Origin of the sequence: Aeoliella mucimassa (genome assembly GCF_007748035.1) — a bacterium.
Lineage (GTDB): Bacteria > Planctomycetota > Planctomycetia > Pirellulales > Lacipirellulaceae > Aeoliella > Aeoliella mucimassa.
This window is the reverse complement of record NZ_CP036278.1, coordinates 4,949,075-4,964,595: the sequence shown is the minus strand read 5'-3', so window position 1 is coordinate 4,964,595 and position 15,521 is coordinate 4,949,075. Positions and strand designations below refer to the sequence as shown.

At 58.4% G+C, this 15,521-nt stretch carries 15 protein-coding genes; 9 read left to right on the top strand and 6 right to left on the bottom strand.

The features are described 5' to 3' along the window. The first annotated feature begins 98 nt into the window (after window positions 1-98). Window positions 99-1,481 (top strand): sigma-54-dependent transcriptional regulator, encoded by a 1,383-nt coding sequence (locus Pan181_RS19445; RefSeq protein WP_145249259.1) that lies wholly within the window; start codon window positions 99-101, stop codon window positions 1,479-1,481. A gap of 67 nt (window positions 1,482-1,548) precedes the next feature. On the opposite strand, the gene Pan181_RS19440 is transcribed toward Pan181_RS19445, so the two are convergent. Genes Pan181_RS19440 through Pan181_RS19430 form a run of 3 tightly spaced genes read right to left on the bottom strand, consistent with a single transcriptional unit; the run spans window position 1,549 to window position 2,662 of the window. Continuing rightward, entirely contained in the window at window positions 1,549-1,854 is a 306-nt protein-coding gene (locus tag Pan181_RS19440; protein ID WP_145249257.1) for a type II toxin-antitoxin system RelE/ParE family toxin, read from the bottom strand. Between the two features lie 8 nt (window positions 1,855-1,862). Then, on the bottom strand, window positions 1,863-2,174 hold the full coding sequence (locus tag Pan181_RS19435; RefSeq protein WP_145249255.1) for a hypothetical protein: 312 nt from the start codon (window positions 2,172-2,174) through the stop codon (window positions 1,863-1,865). Continuing rightward, window positions 2,171-2,662 (bottom strand): DUF6960 family protein, encoded by a 492-nt coding sequence (locus Pan181_RS19430; RefSeq protein WP_145249253.1) that lies wholly within the window; start codon window positions 2,660-2,662, stop codon window positions 2,171-2,173. Before Pan181_RS19430 ends, Pan181_RS19435 begins: the two co-directional genes overlap by 4 nt. 148 nt (window positions 2,663-2,810) lie before the next feature. Between Pan181_RS19430 and Pan181_RS19425 the strand changes: the two genes are divergently transcribed. Continuing rightward, entirely contained in the window at window positions 2,811-4,316 is a 1,506-nt protein-coding gene (locus Pan181_RS19425; RefSeq protein ID WP_145249251.1) for a hypothetical protein, read from the top strand. Window positions 4,317-4,331: 15 nt separating this feature from the next. On the opposite strand, the gene Pan181_RS19420 is transcribed toward Pan181_RS19425, so the two are convergent. Next, window positions 4,332-5,177, bottom strand: a complete 846-nt coding sequence (locus Pan181_RS19420) for a hypothetical protein (protein ID WP_145249249.1) — start codon at window positions 5,175-5,177, stop codon at window positions 4,332-4,334. A gap of 396 nt (window positions 5,178-5,573) precedes the next feature. On the opposite strand from Pan181_RS19420, the gene Pan181_RS19415 reads away from it, so the two are divergent. After that, window positions 5,574-6,719 carry a HEAT repeat domain-containing protein gene (locus Pan181_RS19415; protein WP_145249247.1) on the top strand — a complete coding sequence of 382 codons (1,146 nt, stop codon included), beginning with the start codon at window positions 5,574-5,576 and terminating at the stop codon, window positions 6,717-6,719. Window positions 6,720-6,931: 212 nt separating this feature from the next. Here Pan181_RS19415 and Pan181_RS19410 read toward each other — a convergent pair whose 3' ends face one another. Further along, on the bottom strand, window positions 6,932-8,173 hold the full coding sequence (locus tag Pan181_RS19410) for a hypothetical protein (protein WP_145249245.1): 1,242 nt from the start codon (window positions 8,171-8,173) through the stop codon (window positions 6,932-6,934). Window positions 8,174-8,415: 242 nt separating this feature from the next. On the opposite strand from Pan181_RS19410, the gene Pan181_RS19405 reads away from it, so the two are divergent. Next, window positions 8,416-8,823: a bifunctional nuclease family protein gene (locus Pan181_RS19405; RefSeq protein WP_145249244.1), complete on the top strand. Its 408-nt coding sequence runs from the start codon at window positions 8,416-8,418 to the stop codon at window positions 8,821-8,823. 16 nt (window positions 8,824-8,839) lie between these two features. Continuing rightward, complete coding sequence (locus tag Pan181_RS19400) at window positions 8,840-9,658, top strand: hypothetical protein (RefSeq protein ID WP_145249242.1); 819 nt, start codon at window positions 8,840-8,842, stop codon at window positions 9,656-9,658. A gap of 55 nt (window positions 9,659-9,713) precedes the next feature. Here the strand turns inward: Pan181_RS19400 and Pan181_RS19395 are convergent, their stop codons facing one another. Beyond that, a complete protein-coding gene (locus Pan181_RS19395; protein WP_145249240.1) occupies window positions 9,714-11,504 on the bottom strand; it encodes an aspartate kinase in 1,791 nt (596 codons plus the stop codon). A gap of 24 nt (window positions 11,505-11,528) precedes the next feature. On the opposite strand from Pan181_RS19395, the gene Pan181_RS26255 reads away from it, so the two are divergent. The 4 genes from Pan181_RS26255 to Pan181_RS27070 all read left to right on the top strand — a co-directional run bounded on the left by Pan181_RS26255 (window position 11,529) and on the right by Pan181_RS27070 (window position 15,352). Further along, window positions 11,529-11,741, top strand: coding sequence for a hypothetical protein (locus tag Pan181_RS26255; protein WP_197528524.1), 213 nt, complete (start codon window positions 11,529-11,531; stop codon window positions 11,739-11,741). A gap of 28 nt (window positions 11,742-11,769) precedes the next feature. After that, window positions 11,770-13,803, top strand: coding sequence for a YgiQ family radical SAM protein (locus tag Pan181_RS19390; protein ID WP_145249238.1), 2,034 nt, complete (start codon window positions 11,770-11,772; stop codon window positions 13,801-13,803). Window positions 13,804-14,183: 380 nt separating this feature from the next. Beyond that, entirely contained in the window at window positions 14,184-15,095 is a 912-nt protein-coding gene (locus Pan181_RS19385) for an ABC-three component system protein (RefSeq protein ID WP_145249236.1), read from the top strand. Further along, complete coding sequence (locus Pan181_RS27070) at window positions 15,092-15,352, top strand: ABC-three component system middle component 6 (protein ID WP_391483962.1); 261 nt, start codon at window positions 15,092-15,094, stop codon at window positions 15,350-15,352. Before Pan181_RS19385 ends, Pan181_RS27070 begins: the two co-directional genes overlap by 4 nt. Window positions 15,353-15,521: the final 169 nt, after the last annotated feature.

The window sequence follows — 15,521 nt, the reverse complement described above, 5'->3', positions numbered from 1 at the left end:
GCGTAACCTAGATATTTCTGTGGCTCGGGCTACCGGCTTTTGCGTCGCCCCCGTTGTTGTTTTCGTTAATCATTGTCGCGCCTAGAGCGCTTGTCACCATGTCGAACGCCAAGTTACTGCTCGTTGACGACGACTACCAAGTGCTCGAGTCGATGACCGACTGGCTCTGTAGCCAGGGGTATGAAGTCGATAATGCACGCGGTTGCGACGATGCCGTAAAGGCCTGCCAGCAAACCACCTACGATTTGGCGCTGGTCGACGTGCGGCTGGGACAGGACGACGGATTCGATTTTCTGAAGCAAGCCATCCAACGCTGGCCCAGCACTCAGGTGCTTATGATGACCGGCTACGGCACCGGCGACATGGCTGTCGATGCCATTCGTGCAGGTGCGTTCGACTTTCTCACCAAGCCATTGATCGACGAAGAACTGTTGATGGCTCTCGAGCGGGCGTTGTCGCAACGCAAGGTGCTCGACGAGAATACCCAACTCAAAGCCGAGCTCGACAAGCACTTCGGCATGGGCAACATCGTGGGACAAGATCCCCGCATGCTGCGTGTGTACGAAATGATCGAGAGCGTCGCGGATACCCGCGCTACCGTACTGGTGACTGGCGAGAGTGGCACTGGTAAGAGCATGATCGCCCGGGCGATTCACCGCCGTAGCGGCCGCGCGAAGGGCCCCTTCGTGGAAGTTGCCTGCGGTGCGCTGCCAGAGAATCTGCTGGAAAGCGAACTGTTTGGTCACGTCGCTGGTGCATTCACCGGGGCCACGACCGACAAGACTGGTAAGTTTCTGCAAGCCGATGGCGGTACGATCTTCCTCGACGAAATCGGCACCGCCAGCCCTGCGATGCAGGTCAAGCTGCTGCGGGTACTTCAAGAGCTGGCGTTCGAAGCGGTCGGCGGATCGAAGACCTACAACGTCGATGTCCGCGTGATCCTCGCAACCAACGAAGACCTGGCGAAGAACGTCGCCGATGGTAGCTTCCGCCAGGATCTGTACTACCGCATCAATGTGATCAACATCGAACTCCCTTCGCTTCGCGAACGGGCGAGCGACGTACCGTTGCTGGCCGAACGTTTCCTGAAAGAAACACTCGAAGACGTCGGCCGCGACGTTGCTGGCTTCAGCGACGATGCGATCACCTGCCTGCAAAACCATACCTGGCCGGGCAACGTTCGCGAACTACAGAATGTCGTCGAACGGGCGGTGTTGTTGGGCAAGGGGCCGCAGATCGAAGTGAACGACCTGCCGCTGGAGCTACGCACCGGAGGCAACACGAACAGCTCGGCCCGCTTCACCATTGGCCAAACGCTGAAAGAAGCCCTCGAAGGGCCCGAGCGGCAGATCATTCTGCAAGTGCTCGAGTCGAATGGCTGGAATCGCAACGCAACCGCCGACACTCTGGGCATCAACCGAACCACGCTTTACAAGAAGATGAAGCGTCTCGGACTCGAAGATGGTGCCCCGCTGCACTAACTGGCCTCGCATCGTACGCCTTCCGCTAGCCGATTCGATCCATGCTCTTGGGATGCGTGCTTTGGCGTTACTCTTCTTTCAGCCAATAGCCTGCATCGCGTGAGGAGTGAGCAACAGCAAGAATTAGTACCTCGGTGTCAGTCACCTCGTAAATGACACTATAGGGATAACGTTGCAACAAGTAGTGCCGATAAATAGTGCCAAACTGCTCCGGAAGATACAGAGCATACCTGTTGGGCGAGGAGCGAATCTCTGAGATCGCTCGCTCGAACTCGCCAACGAATCGATCGGCTGCATCGACGGACTTGTCGAGATAGTGCGCGAAGATTGCAGCGAACTCGCCATTCACCCTGGACGAAACTCGGAAGTCCATGGCGACGCCTACTGATGACGGGCGGCTTCAACTTGAGCGCGGGCGTTGCGGATCATTGCATCCACATCGACTCCCAAATCTTCGCCCGATTTCATGGCTTCAGATCGTTTCCGCAATGCTTCTCCCAATTTGGGAGCTTCGAGATTCCATACATCCGAAGGTTTAATGCTGTGAATGATCTCTTCAGCCAGTTCACGACGCGACGCTTCGGGTAACGCCAAGGCGGCATTGAGAATATCGGCTTGCGTAAGATTGCTAAGGTCCATTTTGGCGTCCCATGAATGAGGGGCTAAAGCTGTCTGCCATTTTATCCCAATCATTCGGAGGTATCTACTTCGTATTCGCCGCTATCGCTCTCCGGCGGTTCGACTCGAACTTCGTATCTGGTGTCGGTTGGCTCCACGTGCTTCAGGTCAGCGGCTGTGTAGTTTACCGGGTTATCGAGTGTTTCATCCGCTTCAGTCACTTGGTAGCGGATCACACCGCTGTGATCGTCCCAGTGCATTTCGCGGATGATGCCGGTGCGATGTTCGTTCTGCATGCCGCGGGTGCGAATCTCGACCATGTCGCCCAGGTTGTAGCCTTCCCAGTCGAGTTCGCGCCAGAGCGTGCGGTGGACGCGAAGCGTCAGTTTGCCGTACGTCAGTACGACGCACTCGCCTTGCATGCCGTCGCGGCGCCAGATGCGGGGACTAGGAATCACCCGGCGGGCCAGTTCGACATCTTCGGGGTGAACCCAGTCGTTGCCGTTTTCGGGCCACCAGGGGTAATAGCCGTACTTGGGATCGGTTTTCAGTGGCAATGTCATCGTGAAAAAGGCCGTCTGTGCGGATATTTGCGAAAAAACGTACCGATGCCCCACCAGCGTATCGCCGTTGGGTCACCTATAATTGTACGCAAGAACGTCACCAAATAGAGCCACCCTGCCGCCCAACGTTTGTCCCGAGCTTCGCACCATGCGTACCGAAAAATTCCTAGAACACCATGGCGTCTCCACCAATCCCTTTGCGGAGGAGGACGCGCAAACCGATCCGGTGTTCAAAAACCGTTGCCGCCTGAGCACTTACCACCCCGCGTGGGATAAGGTGTTCGGCGACCCGGCCGACCCGGCCACTTCGATCGTGTTCGGCGAGAAGGGGGCCGGCAAGACCGCCATGCGGTTGCAGATTATGGGCAAGCTGGCCGAGTTCAATCGCGAGCATCCCGACAGCAAAATTTGGGTGATCGAATACGACGACTTCAATCCGTTTCTCGATCGCTTCGCCGACCGACTCCCCGCCCGCAAACAGCGCGACCCGGCCAAGGTGCTCGACGAGTGGAAGCTCTGGGATCACATGGACGCCATCCTTTCGCAGGGGGTGACCAACCTGGTCGATCTGGCGCTCGAAGCACAAGGGCAGGGCAATCCCTCGGCGAATCGCATTCCCAACGATCTGCGCAACAAACTCGACAAGCATCAGAAACGCGACTTGCTGCTACTGGCTGCGTGCTACGACGATTCGCTGGCCGAGTCGTTCTCCACCCGCACGTCGCGGTTGCGTCGGAAGCTCTGGCACAATTCCTGGTCGACGCTGCTCGCGCCGCTGGCGGGTGTTGTCTCCTCGGGCTTGATGCTTGCGCTGGTGATCTGGCTCTGGCGCAACGAGAACCTTACTGCGTTCTGGGGATGGCTCGCAGTCATCCTCGCCATCGGTGGCTGGATTCCATGGTTCGTGCGACTCTGGCGGTGCCACTTCCAAGCCCGCGGCGTTGCCAAGCAGGTTCGCGTGCTGAAACGCGACACTTCGTCGCTACGGCAGCTTTTTATGAAAGTTAGCGACCACGAACTCCATGGTCAGCCGCTCCCGAATCGGCGACGAACCGACGATCGTTACGAGCTGCTCTCCAAGTTCCAAGGCGTGCTCCAGTCGCTCGGGTACACCGGCATCGCGGTGCTGGTCGACCGTGTCGACGAACCGCATCTGGTGAATGGCTCGGTGGAGCTGATGCGAGACTTCGTCTGGTCGATGCTCGATAACAAGTTCCTCAAGCAGCCAGGCGTGGGGCTGAAGTTGCTGTTGGCCAGCGAGTTGGTCGAGCACCTGAATCGCGAGTCACGCGACTTCCACCAACGCGCCCGCATCGACAAACAGAACATGATTCCTTCGCTCGACTGGACCGGCGAGGCGCTTTACGACCTGGCCAACGCCCGGCTCGACGCCTGCGCCAGCGAAGGGACCACGCCGAGCTTGCGGACCATGTTTGCCGACGAGGTCTCGGATCAGCGTTTGATCGATGCGTTTCGTTCGCTGCGGGTGCCGCGGAACCTCTTCAAGTTCCTCTATCGGGTGATCGTTGCGCATTGCAACTCGCACACCGATGCCAACCCGGTCTGGCAGATTCCGAAGGAAACGTTCGAGTCGACCCTGGCCGTGTATAGCCGCGAGCAGGCGGCGACCGATCGCGGGCTGTCGGCAAGCTAAGTCGAATCGCCTTGCCTAGGGACTCGACTGGCTGGCAACCCGAACCGCGCTCTCTTGCGATTTGGCCGCAATTGCCTGGTAGCGGGCGGCGGTTTCATGGCACAGCACGCCCATGCTGACGCGAGTTGGTTCGTCGATCGCTTCGAGCTTGCGCGACAGGTTTACCATGCCGGCCGGATTGTTCTCGGCGGTCTTCGAGAAAGTGCCGACGAACTTCATCGTCTCGGTGAAGTTATGATCGGCGGTCTTGGTCAGCAGCGGCTGGATGGTTTTGGCCACCAGTTCCACGCCGAGCCGATCGATCAGCACCCACGAGTCGAGTCGCGCGGTAACGTAGGGTCGGCCATTCGTTTCGACCACCGAGCCACTCCGGAGCAGCAGCACACTGCGAGCGGTGATCTCGCCCGGGAGCGGCGCTCCTTTGTAGGTGCCTTCGCAGTAAAGCAGAATGCTGTTCTGGGCGTCGTCGTTCCAACGATCCGAGAGCACTTTGAGTACGCCGCTGGTGCCGTTGTCGTCGGTCGCACGATAGGTGTCGTCGCTGACCTTCTCGAGAGTCAGGTTGCAGACTCCCATCATCTTCCACAGCTCGGTCACCACTTGGGGATTCTGTCCCAGGTAGTTGAACACCTTCGGATCGCAATCGATCACGCGGGTCGGCATGCGGCGGTAGATGGAGTTGTTGCGGACAACGTACTGCACCATTCGCTGTTCGTTATTCGCCAGATACTTCCACGGAATCGAGCGCGTGGCCTCGTCCTGCGCCTCGCGGCTGCCGGTTGCGGCCATCGGATCGGTTTCGGCACTGGCCTTGGTGGTGATAACCATGGCCAGCAGCATTCCCGCGGCGGCGATTCCCACCGTCGTACTCCATCGCATCATACCCTGTCCCCCCAGGTGTCGAGGCGCACCGCCTCGGCGGTTGGCAAACTCTGCCGGTCTCAACGAGTTTTTCGGCAGTTCGAAGGAGCGAACGTAAGCCGAAATCGAAACTCCCCGTGCTGGCATCCGCTGATTGCTCTTGTACGAAGTGATCTAAACCACCAGAATCGCCAGGCCTGCCTTCCGGGCTTTGCCGAACGCTGGCGGAGCTAGCTATCGAAGGCTTGTAGGCTCCTCTAATCGAATCACCTTCTTCCGACTGTCATGTGGCGACGAATCCCCTTTAGCTCAGCCGTGGTGCGAATGTTGCGAGCGACAGCTCGCAGCAGGCGAACCTGGCAAGTCGCTGGGGTTTTGCTAGCAGCGACAGCAATCGTGCTAGGTTTTTTTCGCTTTGGCACTTGGGCCACCCTGCAACGCGTTGCCCACCAGATTCGTACCACCGACGATAGCACGGCTGCACAGTTGGTGCATCGCTTGACGTTGTTCGGCGAGTCGGCCTACCCCACGTTGATCGAAGCTGCCAACTCCGAACGCTCGGCCGTGGCCCTGGCTGCCCGCGATGAACTCGACAACCTGGTCGAGCAATGGCAACAAGAAGCGTTCTTACATCCCACATCGTTCGATCTCGACGACAACGCATTGCCGCTAGCGAAGAGCTTGGAGCAAAAGCTTCCTGCGATGACTGCTAGCGGTCGGCGTTGGTCGCGAATCAAGCTGATCGAACTGTTGGACATGGCCCAGAAGCAAGCGTTTGGCCAGCGATGGGAGCTGATTCGCGTTTGCGATCGGGCGCTCTCGTCGCTTCCTCCTGAAGAACCGCGGGCGAACTTCGAGCCCGATGTGGAGTACCGTCTGACGCTCGACGCTCCGGTCGAGATCGAGGAGATTTTCGTCGAGCAGCCAAGGTCGATCGACTTGCTGCCAGTGCCTCAAGAGGTTTCGCTCAACGATCCTCCCCCGGTCCCTCCAACGGAGGCCGAGTCCCCTCAGGTGGTGAAGATCAACGAACCTGCTCCCCTGCAGTTGGAAGAGATTCCGTATCCTACCTCCGAGGACGAACTGACCGATTGGGATTCGACGGTCGAATTGCAGCCGATTCCCCGCACTCCTATAGAAGCGGCCGAAGAGGCTTTGGTGGCCCAAACCGATTCCGACCGAACGCTGTTTGAACTGCTGGCCAAGGGAGACGACGCCCAGCAACAGTCGGCCGCCCGAGCCCTGTCGCAACGCGGCTACGGCAGTGCGTCGCCACTCGACGCTCGCATGATGATCTCTCCCTCGACGACCGACCGAGTCGCCTTGGTGAGCCGAGTGATGACCGCCCCGCGGCTGGAGCCCACCAAGTGGCTCTGGCGTCTCGCCCATGATCCGGCTGGAGAAGTGCGGGCGGCCGCGCTATCCGGCATTCGCACCTCGGGCAACGCCGAGATGATCGAAGCTGCCTACGAGTTGGCTCTACGCGATGCCGACCCGCGAGTTGCGACCGAGGCCCATCAACTACGGGCGATGATGCGCTAGCCAATCGCACGCGTATCGATGCTGCGGTGTTGTCAGGCACCCTTCTGTAACATTCGGGCAGAACTATCGGGCACAGTGCTGAGCCATGCTTTGTGATGCAATGAAGCGCACCAGTAGTCGCTGATCGTTCGACGAGCGATGATGCCGTGAGCGAGAACTACCACCGAGCCATTTGAGCTGCAGCAGGGCGGTCTGATGAAAAGTCGAGCGGACTATCGCCGCATCGTTCCTTCGACCACCGACACATCGGCGGTCTGAATGTTGCGATTGCCATACTGCGGCAAATAGCCTCGCGTGCCGGAGACGCCAACGCGTTGGCCGAGCAGGCTCTGCAGATTGAGCGACGGCGATGGGGTAATAAAAGTCACCACATTTCCTGCGTCGTCGACGAGGGCGTAGGGGGGAGCATTGCCTTTGGTCGAGACCACCGGCCGCAGCACACCTACTGCGTCGTACTTCGCCAAGGCGGGGTCGGCCGCGGCGTTACCAGCGATGGGGGTGACGTCGTTGGAGAGCGTGGTGGGGGGAGTTTGCGGTGTAGCCGCAGGAGTCGTCGCTGCTGTGCTCGCAGTGCGAGATTGCTGCGAAATCGCAGCGAACCGATTCATGCGACTCGCCAGGTTGGTGATCGCTTGCTGCTCGGCAGGCGAGGTCGCGCGGCTGAGCATGGCGGCCGCTTCGCGTTCCAGGTCGTCGAACACCCACAGATTCACTGGACCCGACATGCGACGCGAGAGTTGGATCTCAAGTCGATCCATCTCGGCGGCAAACCCTTGTGGGGTCGCTGGGGCAGGGGGGCTCTGGGGGGTAGTGGTGGTATTGGGGCCAGTCGAGAAGCCCTCGAGCGGAGCCAGTTCGTCGTTCGACACGCGAACCACTTCGTTGTCGGCAGGAATCGCGACCGTCGGTTCGCCCTGTGTCGCGGCCGTGTTGGTGGTGCGGTTAAGATCAACGCGGGGCTCGGAGTGCAGTACGTCGCGTTCGCGTACGTAACGAAACTCTCCAGCTGGCGGGGCAATGGTGGCCCACTGCGAACCGGTTGCTTTGCCGTCGTCGATTACTTGCACGAGTTCGCCAGCGTCGAGACGAACCTGCACCGAACTCATGCTATCGGACATCACGCTGCCAACTCGGCAAGGTGTCGAGTCACGCTTTACACGGGCGACCTGGCCATCGGTATCGAACTGTAGTGCGGAGCGGAGCACCAAACTGTGGCTCCCCGCGGGAGGACGAATGGCCAGCCACCCATCGCGAAGCTCTTCGTACACTTCGCACTCCGTACCGACCGGCACTTGCTGCGTGGGGTAATTGTCGTCACTTGCATAGCTGTAAATCTTCGCGCCGGAATCCCCCACCCACACGCGGTAGGGTTGTTCGAGCGGTTCGGCATGGGCAAGCTGCAAGGCATTGCAGAGGCTAAAAAGCGTGAGCAAAAATAGTGGTAGTTCGCGCATTGCGACGACCTGAAGGTTGGGGAAGATCGGAAGAGTTTTGCTGGCTTGTACGAAATCGCCCGCTACGGCTCAAGCCCACTCAAGATATCTGGCCAACGAATGTGCTGTCCCGGGTCGCCTTAGCTAGCTATAATAAAACAACCGACCCACGTGATGCTGAATTGCTAGCATTCACTCCGTCGTGAGAAATGTTGCGGGTTACAGGCAGACTTACATCGTCAACTTGCAGAAGGAATCGCGACATGCCCGTTGCCATGGAGCTCTCGCGGATCATCATCAGCGAAATCAACGACAGTCAAGTAATCTACTTGAAAGAAGTAGACGGCGACCGTGCGTTCCCCATACTCATTGGAATTTTCGAAGCGACGAGCATCGATCGTCGCGTGAAGAACATCGACACCCCCCGTCCGCTGACGCACGACCTGCTGGTCGGCACCGTCGAGGCGATGGGCGGCGAGTTTCAGGACGTAGTCATCAGCTCGTTGCACGAGCACACGTACTACGCCCAGCTGCGAATTCGCCACGAAGGGGAGCTGATCGAAATCGACTCCCGCCCGTCGGATGCCATCGCAGTCGCGGTGACCTGTGACCCTCCGCTACCGATCTACGTGGCCGAAGAAGTGTTTACCGAGATCGAAAACGAAGGGTAAGGAGCCTGGTGCAGTCATGGAAGCTCCAGCGCTTTTTACGACCGAGCAGGTCCTCCGCGGCATTCAGGCTTACGTGACGGAGCACGTGGATGAAGAGTTAGTACTCCATCCCGACGCTTCAGTAAGCAAGTACTACGATGATGTGAAAGAGAGTCACGACTGCCCGTTGTGGTTTTTGATGGAGTTGTCGGACTACTTTGGCTTCAAGTCGAACGAGCGACATTGGATTGTTTGGCTCAAGTTGCCCCTCAGTCAGTGGGTAAGCCCCAGCGAGGGGAAACGCTTGTGGCAAGACTGGCAGGACGAAACTAGTCGCAAGATTACGGTTCGCAAGATGGCCGAGTTCATCGCTCGCCGTGCGCCGGGGGCCTCGTTTGATCCGGTCACCGTATTTGGTGTGCACTGCAGACCAGCCGGGGCGTTTCGCGGCTTATGCGACTTGCCCGAGCTGCAAGGCAAGCGAGTCGGTCCGTCGACCTCCATCTTTGGTCAGTTGGGGAATTCGAAGACCCGAACTTTGTGGGGCCGTGCGGGGTGGGCTTCTGGTTTTGTACTACCCGCGTTGCGTAAAACGGCTTCCGAAGCTTGGCTCGAGACTTCCTACGGAGTTTCGCTCTTCGTAGCAGCGGTACTTGCCATAGCAGCGGCATTCCTGCTTATCTGGGACGATATCTTCCCGGCCATGTGGATGGTTGCTGTGGCAGCCATTGGTCTGCCGGCAATTGTGCTTTGCTTTCTCGGTTCGATTGCTGATCAGTTTCGCAACCCACTCCCCGAGGGGATCACCACTTTCGGCGATCTCGCGCGGTTGATTTCCAAAGCTCAAACGCCATAAGTTCTTGGTTCACGCACCGCGTGGCGGTACGGCTGGCGGTTCGTGTGTTCTTGCTTTAACGCTCGATCACATCCGCGAACACTTGCTTCAAGGCGGCCAGACCGGTTTCGCCTTGGGGGCCGTCGACCACCACGTTCACGCGGACTTCGCTGGTCGAGATCATGTCGACGTTGATACCAGCGTCGTACAACGCTTGGAACATCCGGGTGCCGACTCCAGTATGGCTGCGAATGCCGACGCCGGTCACGGTGAGGATGGCGATCTTATCGCAGGTGGTCATTTCGCCGCCGACACGGTCGATGAGTTCCTGGATGATCTTGCCAGCTTTCGCCAGATCGTTCTGAGGAACCGTGAAGCTCAGGTTCGTGCGGCCATCTTCACCGACGCTTTGCACGATCATGTCGACCAGCACGCCCTGGCTGGCGACCGCTTCGAACACCTCGGCAGCGATGCCAGGAACGTCGGTTACGTTGGAGATCGAAACCCGGGCCTGCTCGGTGTCGAGCGCGACGCCATGGATGGTAAGGTCTTCCATGTGTTGCAGCTTGGCGACTACGTCGACCGCGTCGGCTTGCTTTCCGGGGGTCGTGGGTTCGCCAAACGTGGCCCGCTCGTGCGGCGGCTTGTCGAGTTCAAACTCGCGGTGCACCGCCCGCAGGGCGTCGGTCATGCGGGCGCGTTCGACGAGCACCGACACTTTGATATCGCTAGTGGTGATGGCAATGATGTTGATGCCCATCTCGGCGAGCGAGCGGAACATGCGATCTGCCACGCCGCTTTGGGTGGCCATGCCGAGACCGACGATCGAGATCTTCGCGACGTCTTCATCGTACGAAACATCTCCCCCGCCTAACTCAGCGGTGGCCTCCCGCAATGCTTCCATCGCTCGCTTCAGGTCGCTCTCCGGAACCGTGAAGCTAATGTCGGCGGTGCCGCCGGCTCCCAGGTTCTGCACGATCATGTCGACCGTCACGTTCTTGGCCGCCAGGCGGGAGAAAATCGCCTGGCTCGTGCCGGGTTGGTCGGGGATGTGCCGCACGGTCACACGGGCTTCGTCCTTGGTCAGCGCGGCCCCGCTTACCGGGCGGTCGGCGCACTCCGATTCGGTGCTGATCACGGTGCCCGGCTCGTCGGTGAACACTGCACTGTTCTTCACGTGGATCGGCACGCAGAATTTCTTGCCGAACTCAATCGAACGGCTATGCATCACGCCCGCGCCGAGGCTCGCCAGCTCCAGCATTTCGTCGTGGCTCACACGATCCATCTTGCGGGCTTCGGCCACCAGTCGTGGGTCGGTGGTAAACACGCCGTCGACGTCGGTGTAGATTTCGCACTGCGAGGCGCCGAGCACCGCCGCCAGGGCGACGGCCGAAGTGTCGCTGCCGCCGCGGCCGAGCGTGGTGATGTTCCAGTCGTCGTCGATGCCTTGGAAACCGCACGCGATCACTATGTTGCCCGCGTCGAGCAGCTTGCGAACTCGCTCGGTGGAGATCGAGCGAATGCGGGCCTTGGTGTGCGAGCTGTCGGTGTGGATGCCGATCTGCCCGCCGGTCAGGCTCACCGCCTTCGCGCCGAGGTCGTGCACGGCCATCGCCATCAGGGCGACCGAAACCTGCTCGCCGGTCGAGAGGAGCATGTCCATTTCGCGAGCGGGAGCGTCGCCGCCACCTTGGCACACCTGGGCAGCCAGGTCGACCAGCAGGTCGGTGTTCTTGCCCATGGCGCTCACGACCATCACCACCTGATTGCCCGCCTGCTGGGCGCGAATCGCCCGTCGTGCGGCGGTACGAATCTTCTCCGCGTCGGCGACGCTGGTTCCACCAAATTTCTGTACGATAAGGGACATGGACGTTTAGGTCGTTCGAAGGGAATGTCTGACGTAAGGCAGCCCGACTCGCCATGGCGGCCGAGCCAGATCCAAAGCTGGTTTGCGTGCGATTATAGCGATTGGTTGCCGCTTTGTATGGGGGCAGGGGGCGGCCCTCGGCGGGCTTTGCCGCACCTGGTTCGTAGCGATGCTAGCGCGAACGCCAACCTGCAAGGTAGCTATCCACCGCTAGTCGCTCAGCGAACGCCTGTCTGATGGCCGCATGGCTGTGTATAATCGGGACATGCAACTCCCCATTATCAATAATCCCCCGTCTCCTGGCCAGACGGCCGATGCCCTGGCGTCGCTGCCGATTGTCTCGCATCAGGGTGTCGCGCCGAGCCCGCCGCTCCCTGTGAACGCCGAAGAAATGCGCGCCCGCGGGTGGGACGAAGTCGACATCGTGTTCGTCTCCGGCGACGCTTATGTCGACCATCCGAGCTTCGCGATGGCCTTGCTCGGGCGGGTTCTCGAGGCCGCTGGCTACCGCGTCGGCATCGTCAGCCAGCCCGACTGGCACAGCTGCGAAGCCTGGAAGACCTTTGGCCGGCCGCGGCTGTTCTTTGCCATCAGCGGTGGCAATATGGACTCGATGATCAACCACTACACCGCCAATCGTAAGGTCCGCAACAGCGATGCTTACTCGCCGGGCGGGCGGATTGGGTTGCGGCCCGACCGGGCGACGCTCTCCTACTGCCAGCGCGCCCGCGAGGCGTTCAAAGGGGTGCCGGTGATCGCGGGGGGAGTCGAGGCCTCGCTGCGGCGGCTCGCCCACTACGACTACTGGAGCGAGAAAGTCCGCCGCTCGATCCTGCTCGACTGCAAAGCCGACCTCTTGGTCTACGGCATGGGCGAGGACGCCATCGTCGAAATCGCCCGTCGGCTCGAACAAGGCGAGACCGTGAAAGACCTGCGCGACATGCGCGGCGTTGCCTACGCGATGGGGGCGTCCGAGACCCCGCCCGACGACGCCCTCGAGATCCCCAGCTTCGAAGCGGTTCGCGACGACAAGTACGCCTTCGCCGAAGCGACCAAGATGATCCACAACGAAACCAACCCCTACAACGCCAAACGGCTCGTGCAATGGCACGACCGTCAGGCGGTGGTGGCCAACGCGCCGCCGCTACCGGTTTCGCAAGAAGTGATGGACCGCTTATATGGGCTGCCCTACACGCGGGTGCCGCACCCGAGTTACAGCGAGCCGATCCCCGCGTTCGACATGATCAAAGACTCGGTCACCATCATGCGTGGCTGTTTCGGCGGTTGTACGTTCTGCTCCATCACCACCCACCAGGGCCGCATCATCCAGTCGCGCAGCAAGCAGTCGATCCTCGGCGAGCTGGAGCAAATGTCGGCCTCGCCCGACTTCAAGGGCATCGTGAGCGACATCGGTGGCCCCACGGCCAATATGTACGAGATGAAGTGCACCAAGCCGGAAGTCGAAGCGGTCTGCCGCCGGCAATCGTGCGTGCACCCCACGGTTTGCAAACTGCTCGGCACCGACCACGGCCCGCTGATCGAGTTGATGAAAGACGCTCGCGAAACGCCCGGCATCAAAAAGGTGCTGGTCTCCAGCGGCATCCGCATGGACCTCGCCCGGCTCTCGCCCGAGTACATGCGCGACCTGGTGCAGCATCACGTCGGTGGCCTGTTGAAGGTCGCCCCCGAGCATACCGACCCCGACGTGCTCAACAAGATGCGAAAGCCGAGCAACGACGACTTCGAAAAGTTCACCGAGGTGTTCAAAGAGGAGTCGAAGAAAGCGGGCAAGAAGCAGCACATCGTGCCGTACTTCATTGCCAGCCATCCCGGTAGCGACCTGCATGCGATGATCGACCTGGCGATCTTTCTCAAGCGGTCGGGCTACCGGCCCGATCAGGTGCAGGACTTTATTCCTGCGCCGTTCGACGTGGCCACGGCCATGTACTACACCGGCATCGATCCGTTTACCAAGAAGCCGGTGCATGTCGCCAGCAAGCTGAACGATCGCAAGATGCAACGCGCGCTGATGCAGTTCTTTAAGCCCGAGAACTACTTCGAGGTTCGCAAGGCTCTGTTGAAAGCAGGACGCGAAGACCTGATCGGCGGAGGCTGCGACGCGCTGATCCCCGAGAATCCCCCGCCCGAAGCGTTCAAAGCCCGCCGCAAAGACGCGAACGCCCGGTTCCGCGGCGACTACGTCCACGGCAACGACAAAGCCGATGGCAAGAAGAAAAAAGGGAAACGCAAACAATCCCGCCGCGCGCCGGGCAAGGGGTACCGTCCGGACCGGAGTTAAGGTGGGAGCGAATGTTATGGCTTCCCACATTTCTGACTTATCAGTGTTGAGCAATATAGCAGTTTTCTCGAAGACACCAGTTTGGATAGAAGACCTGCGTGGCAGGATACTGCTGTTGTCTCTCAGAACATGATTGTATTGTGGCTCGTGAGGAGTTATCTTCCTCTCAGGGAGAACTTCTAGCTTTGCATCTCGAATCTATGAGGGCAAATGGCCGCAAAACCGATACCAATTTACTATTAGGTGAATTGTCGTCGTTTAAATGGGGAACTCTTACGTTTACTCTGGAGCGACTTGTCCACTACAATGATGAACTGCACTCTTGAATTTGTGTGTTTGTACACCGTAGGTAAGCTATTCTCATAATCTGGCGTTTGCCGATGGATCGTTTTCAGCGTAGTATGTTTCGCCTTCATGCGAAAAACAGTTATTTGGAACTGAAACGCCAAGAGTTTCAAGCATGGGTTGGCAGAATATTTGAATTTGGATTTGTGGGTGACTACTTGGTCATTCGCCTAACGCAGGGCGATGGTGGACTCGATGGGATCATCCTTAGTCAAAACGCTGTGGTTGCAGTCTATGCACCTCGAAGTACTACTAATTCAACCTTGAGGGATAAGATTGAATCAGACTTCAACAAAGCTCTCGAGACAGTTACCTCCCACGATGTTCAAATGGAGAAGTTTGTCTTTGTCCACAATGACGAAGGACTGACCAAAGAAATTGGGGTTACTCTCCTTGGGCTGAGGCAAAGTAATCCGGACATTTCCTGTGAAGTGTGGACTTTTGAAAGTCTTTGGAGGTTGATGGAGTCTCGGCTTTCTGAAGACCAGTTGAATGACTTGCTTGGTGAGGTTCCAAATTCACAGGAAATGGCCAGGCTAGAAATGCCTGCCATCCGGGATGTTGTGCAGCATCTAGCTGCAGTTAAAGCAGATCCTCTGCCACTTGGAGACATCACAATTCCAGATTCCAAAAAATTGGAATACAACCAATTAAATGAGTACAATCAGCACATACTGAGAGGAGGCCGTTCAAAGCTTCGGAAAGTTGCACAGTACTTCGATGGAATGACTGACCCAACGATTGGCGAGGAGATTGCCGAAGGATTTCGAAAGAAATATGCTGCTTGTCGTGAGTCTTCTATATCGCCCGATGAAACATTTGAGACTTTATGGGACTTTGCTGGTGGCAACCACTTCACAGTACCTTCTCAGCAGGCTGGTGTTACAGCAGTAATCTCACACTTCTTCGAGAGTTGTGACATTTTTGAGAACGTGCCCGAATCATGATTCTTCCAACCAAGCACCTTCAGAGTGATCGATCTTTGATTGCGATTGGAGCTGAAATCATCAAGTTAATTGAGCAACCAAAGTCTATCTCTGTACTTTGGCTGGAGATTCAAGAATTGAGTCTCCACAGTAATCGACGATTGTCATTTGATTGGTTCACACTTGCTATCGCGATGTTATACACATTAGATGCAGTGGAACTGCGTGGGCACAGACTTTGTCGACGTGAGGTATCGAGTGATTCATGCAATAAGTAGCTCACTTGCGACTTTTAAGCCTGTCAGGTTGCGTTCTGGTTTGAATCTGATTGTTGCTGAGAAGAGTCAAGGAGCAACAACTCGGCAGACTAGGAACGGATCTGGCAAGTCCAGTCTCATTCGTATTATCGACTTCTTGCTCGGTTCACGTTGCGAAGCTGATTCGATC

What these genes read in the sequence shown, in the direction of transcription:
- Pan181_RS19445 (WP_145249259.1), top strand. Translation starts at nt 99, where the DNA reads ATGTCGAACGCCAAGTTACTGCTCGTTGACGACGACTACCAAGTGCTC.
- Pan181_RS19440 (WP_145249257.1), bottom strand. Translation starts at nt 1,854, where the DNA reads ATGGACTTCCGAGTTTCGTCCAGGGTGAATGGCGAGTTCGCTGCAATC.
- Pan181_RS19435 (WP_145249255.1), bottom strand. Translation starts at nt 2,174, where the DNA reads ATGATTGGGATAAAATGGCAGACAGCTTTAGCCCCTCATTCATGGGAC.
- Pan181_RS19430 (WP_145249253.1), bottom strand. Translation starts at nt 2,662, where the DNA reads ATGACATTGCCACTGAAAACCGATCCCAAGTACGGCTATTACCCCTGG.
- Pan181_RS19425 (WP_145249251.1), top strand. Translation starts at nt 2,811, where the DNA reads ATGCGTACCGAAAAATTCCTAGAACACCATGGCGTCTCCACCAATCCC.
- Pan181_RS19410 (WP_145249245.1), bottom strand. Translation starts at nt 8,173, where the DNA reads ATGCGCGAACTACCACTATTTTTGCTCACGCTTTTTAGCCTCTGCAAT.
- Pan181_RS19405 (WP_145249244.1), top strand. Translation starts at nt 8,416, where the DNA reads ATGCCCGTTGCCATGGAGCTCTCGCGGATCATCATCAGCGAAATCAAC.
- Pan181_RS19400 (WP_145249242.1), top strand. Translation starts at nt 8,840, where the DNA reads ATGGAAGCTCCAGCGCTTTTTACGACCGAGCAGGTCCTCCGCGGCATT.
- Pan181_RS19395 (WP_145249240.1), bottom strand. Translation starts at nt 11,504, where the DNA reads ATGTCCCTTATCGTACAGAAATTTGGTGGAACCAGCGTCGCCGACGCG.
- Pan181_RS26255 (WP_197528524.1), top strand. Translation starts at nt 11,529, where the DNA reads ATGTCTGACGTAAGGCAGCCCGACTCGCCATGGCGGCCGAGCCAGATC.
- Pan181_RS19390 (WP_145249238.1), top strand. Translation starts at nt 11,770, where the DNA reads ATGCAACTCCCCATTATCAATAATCCCCCGTCTCCTGGCCAGACGGCC.
- Pan181_RS19385 (WP_145249236.1), top strand. Translation starts at nt 14,184, where the DNA reads ATGGATCGTTTTCAGCGTAGTATGTTTCGCCTTCATGCGAAAAACAGT.
- Pan181_RS27070 (WP_391483962.1), top strand. Translation starts at nt 15,092, where the DNA reads ATGATTCTTCCAACCAAGCACCTTCAGAGTGATCGATCTTTGATTGCG.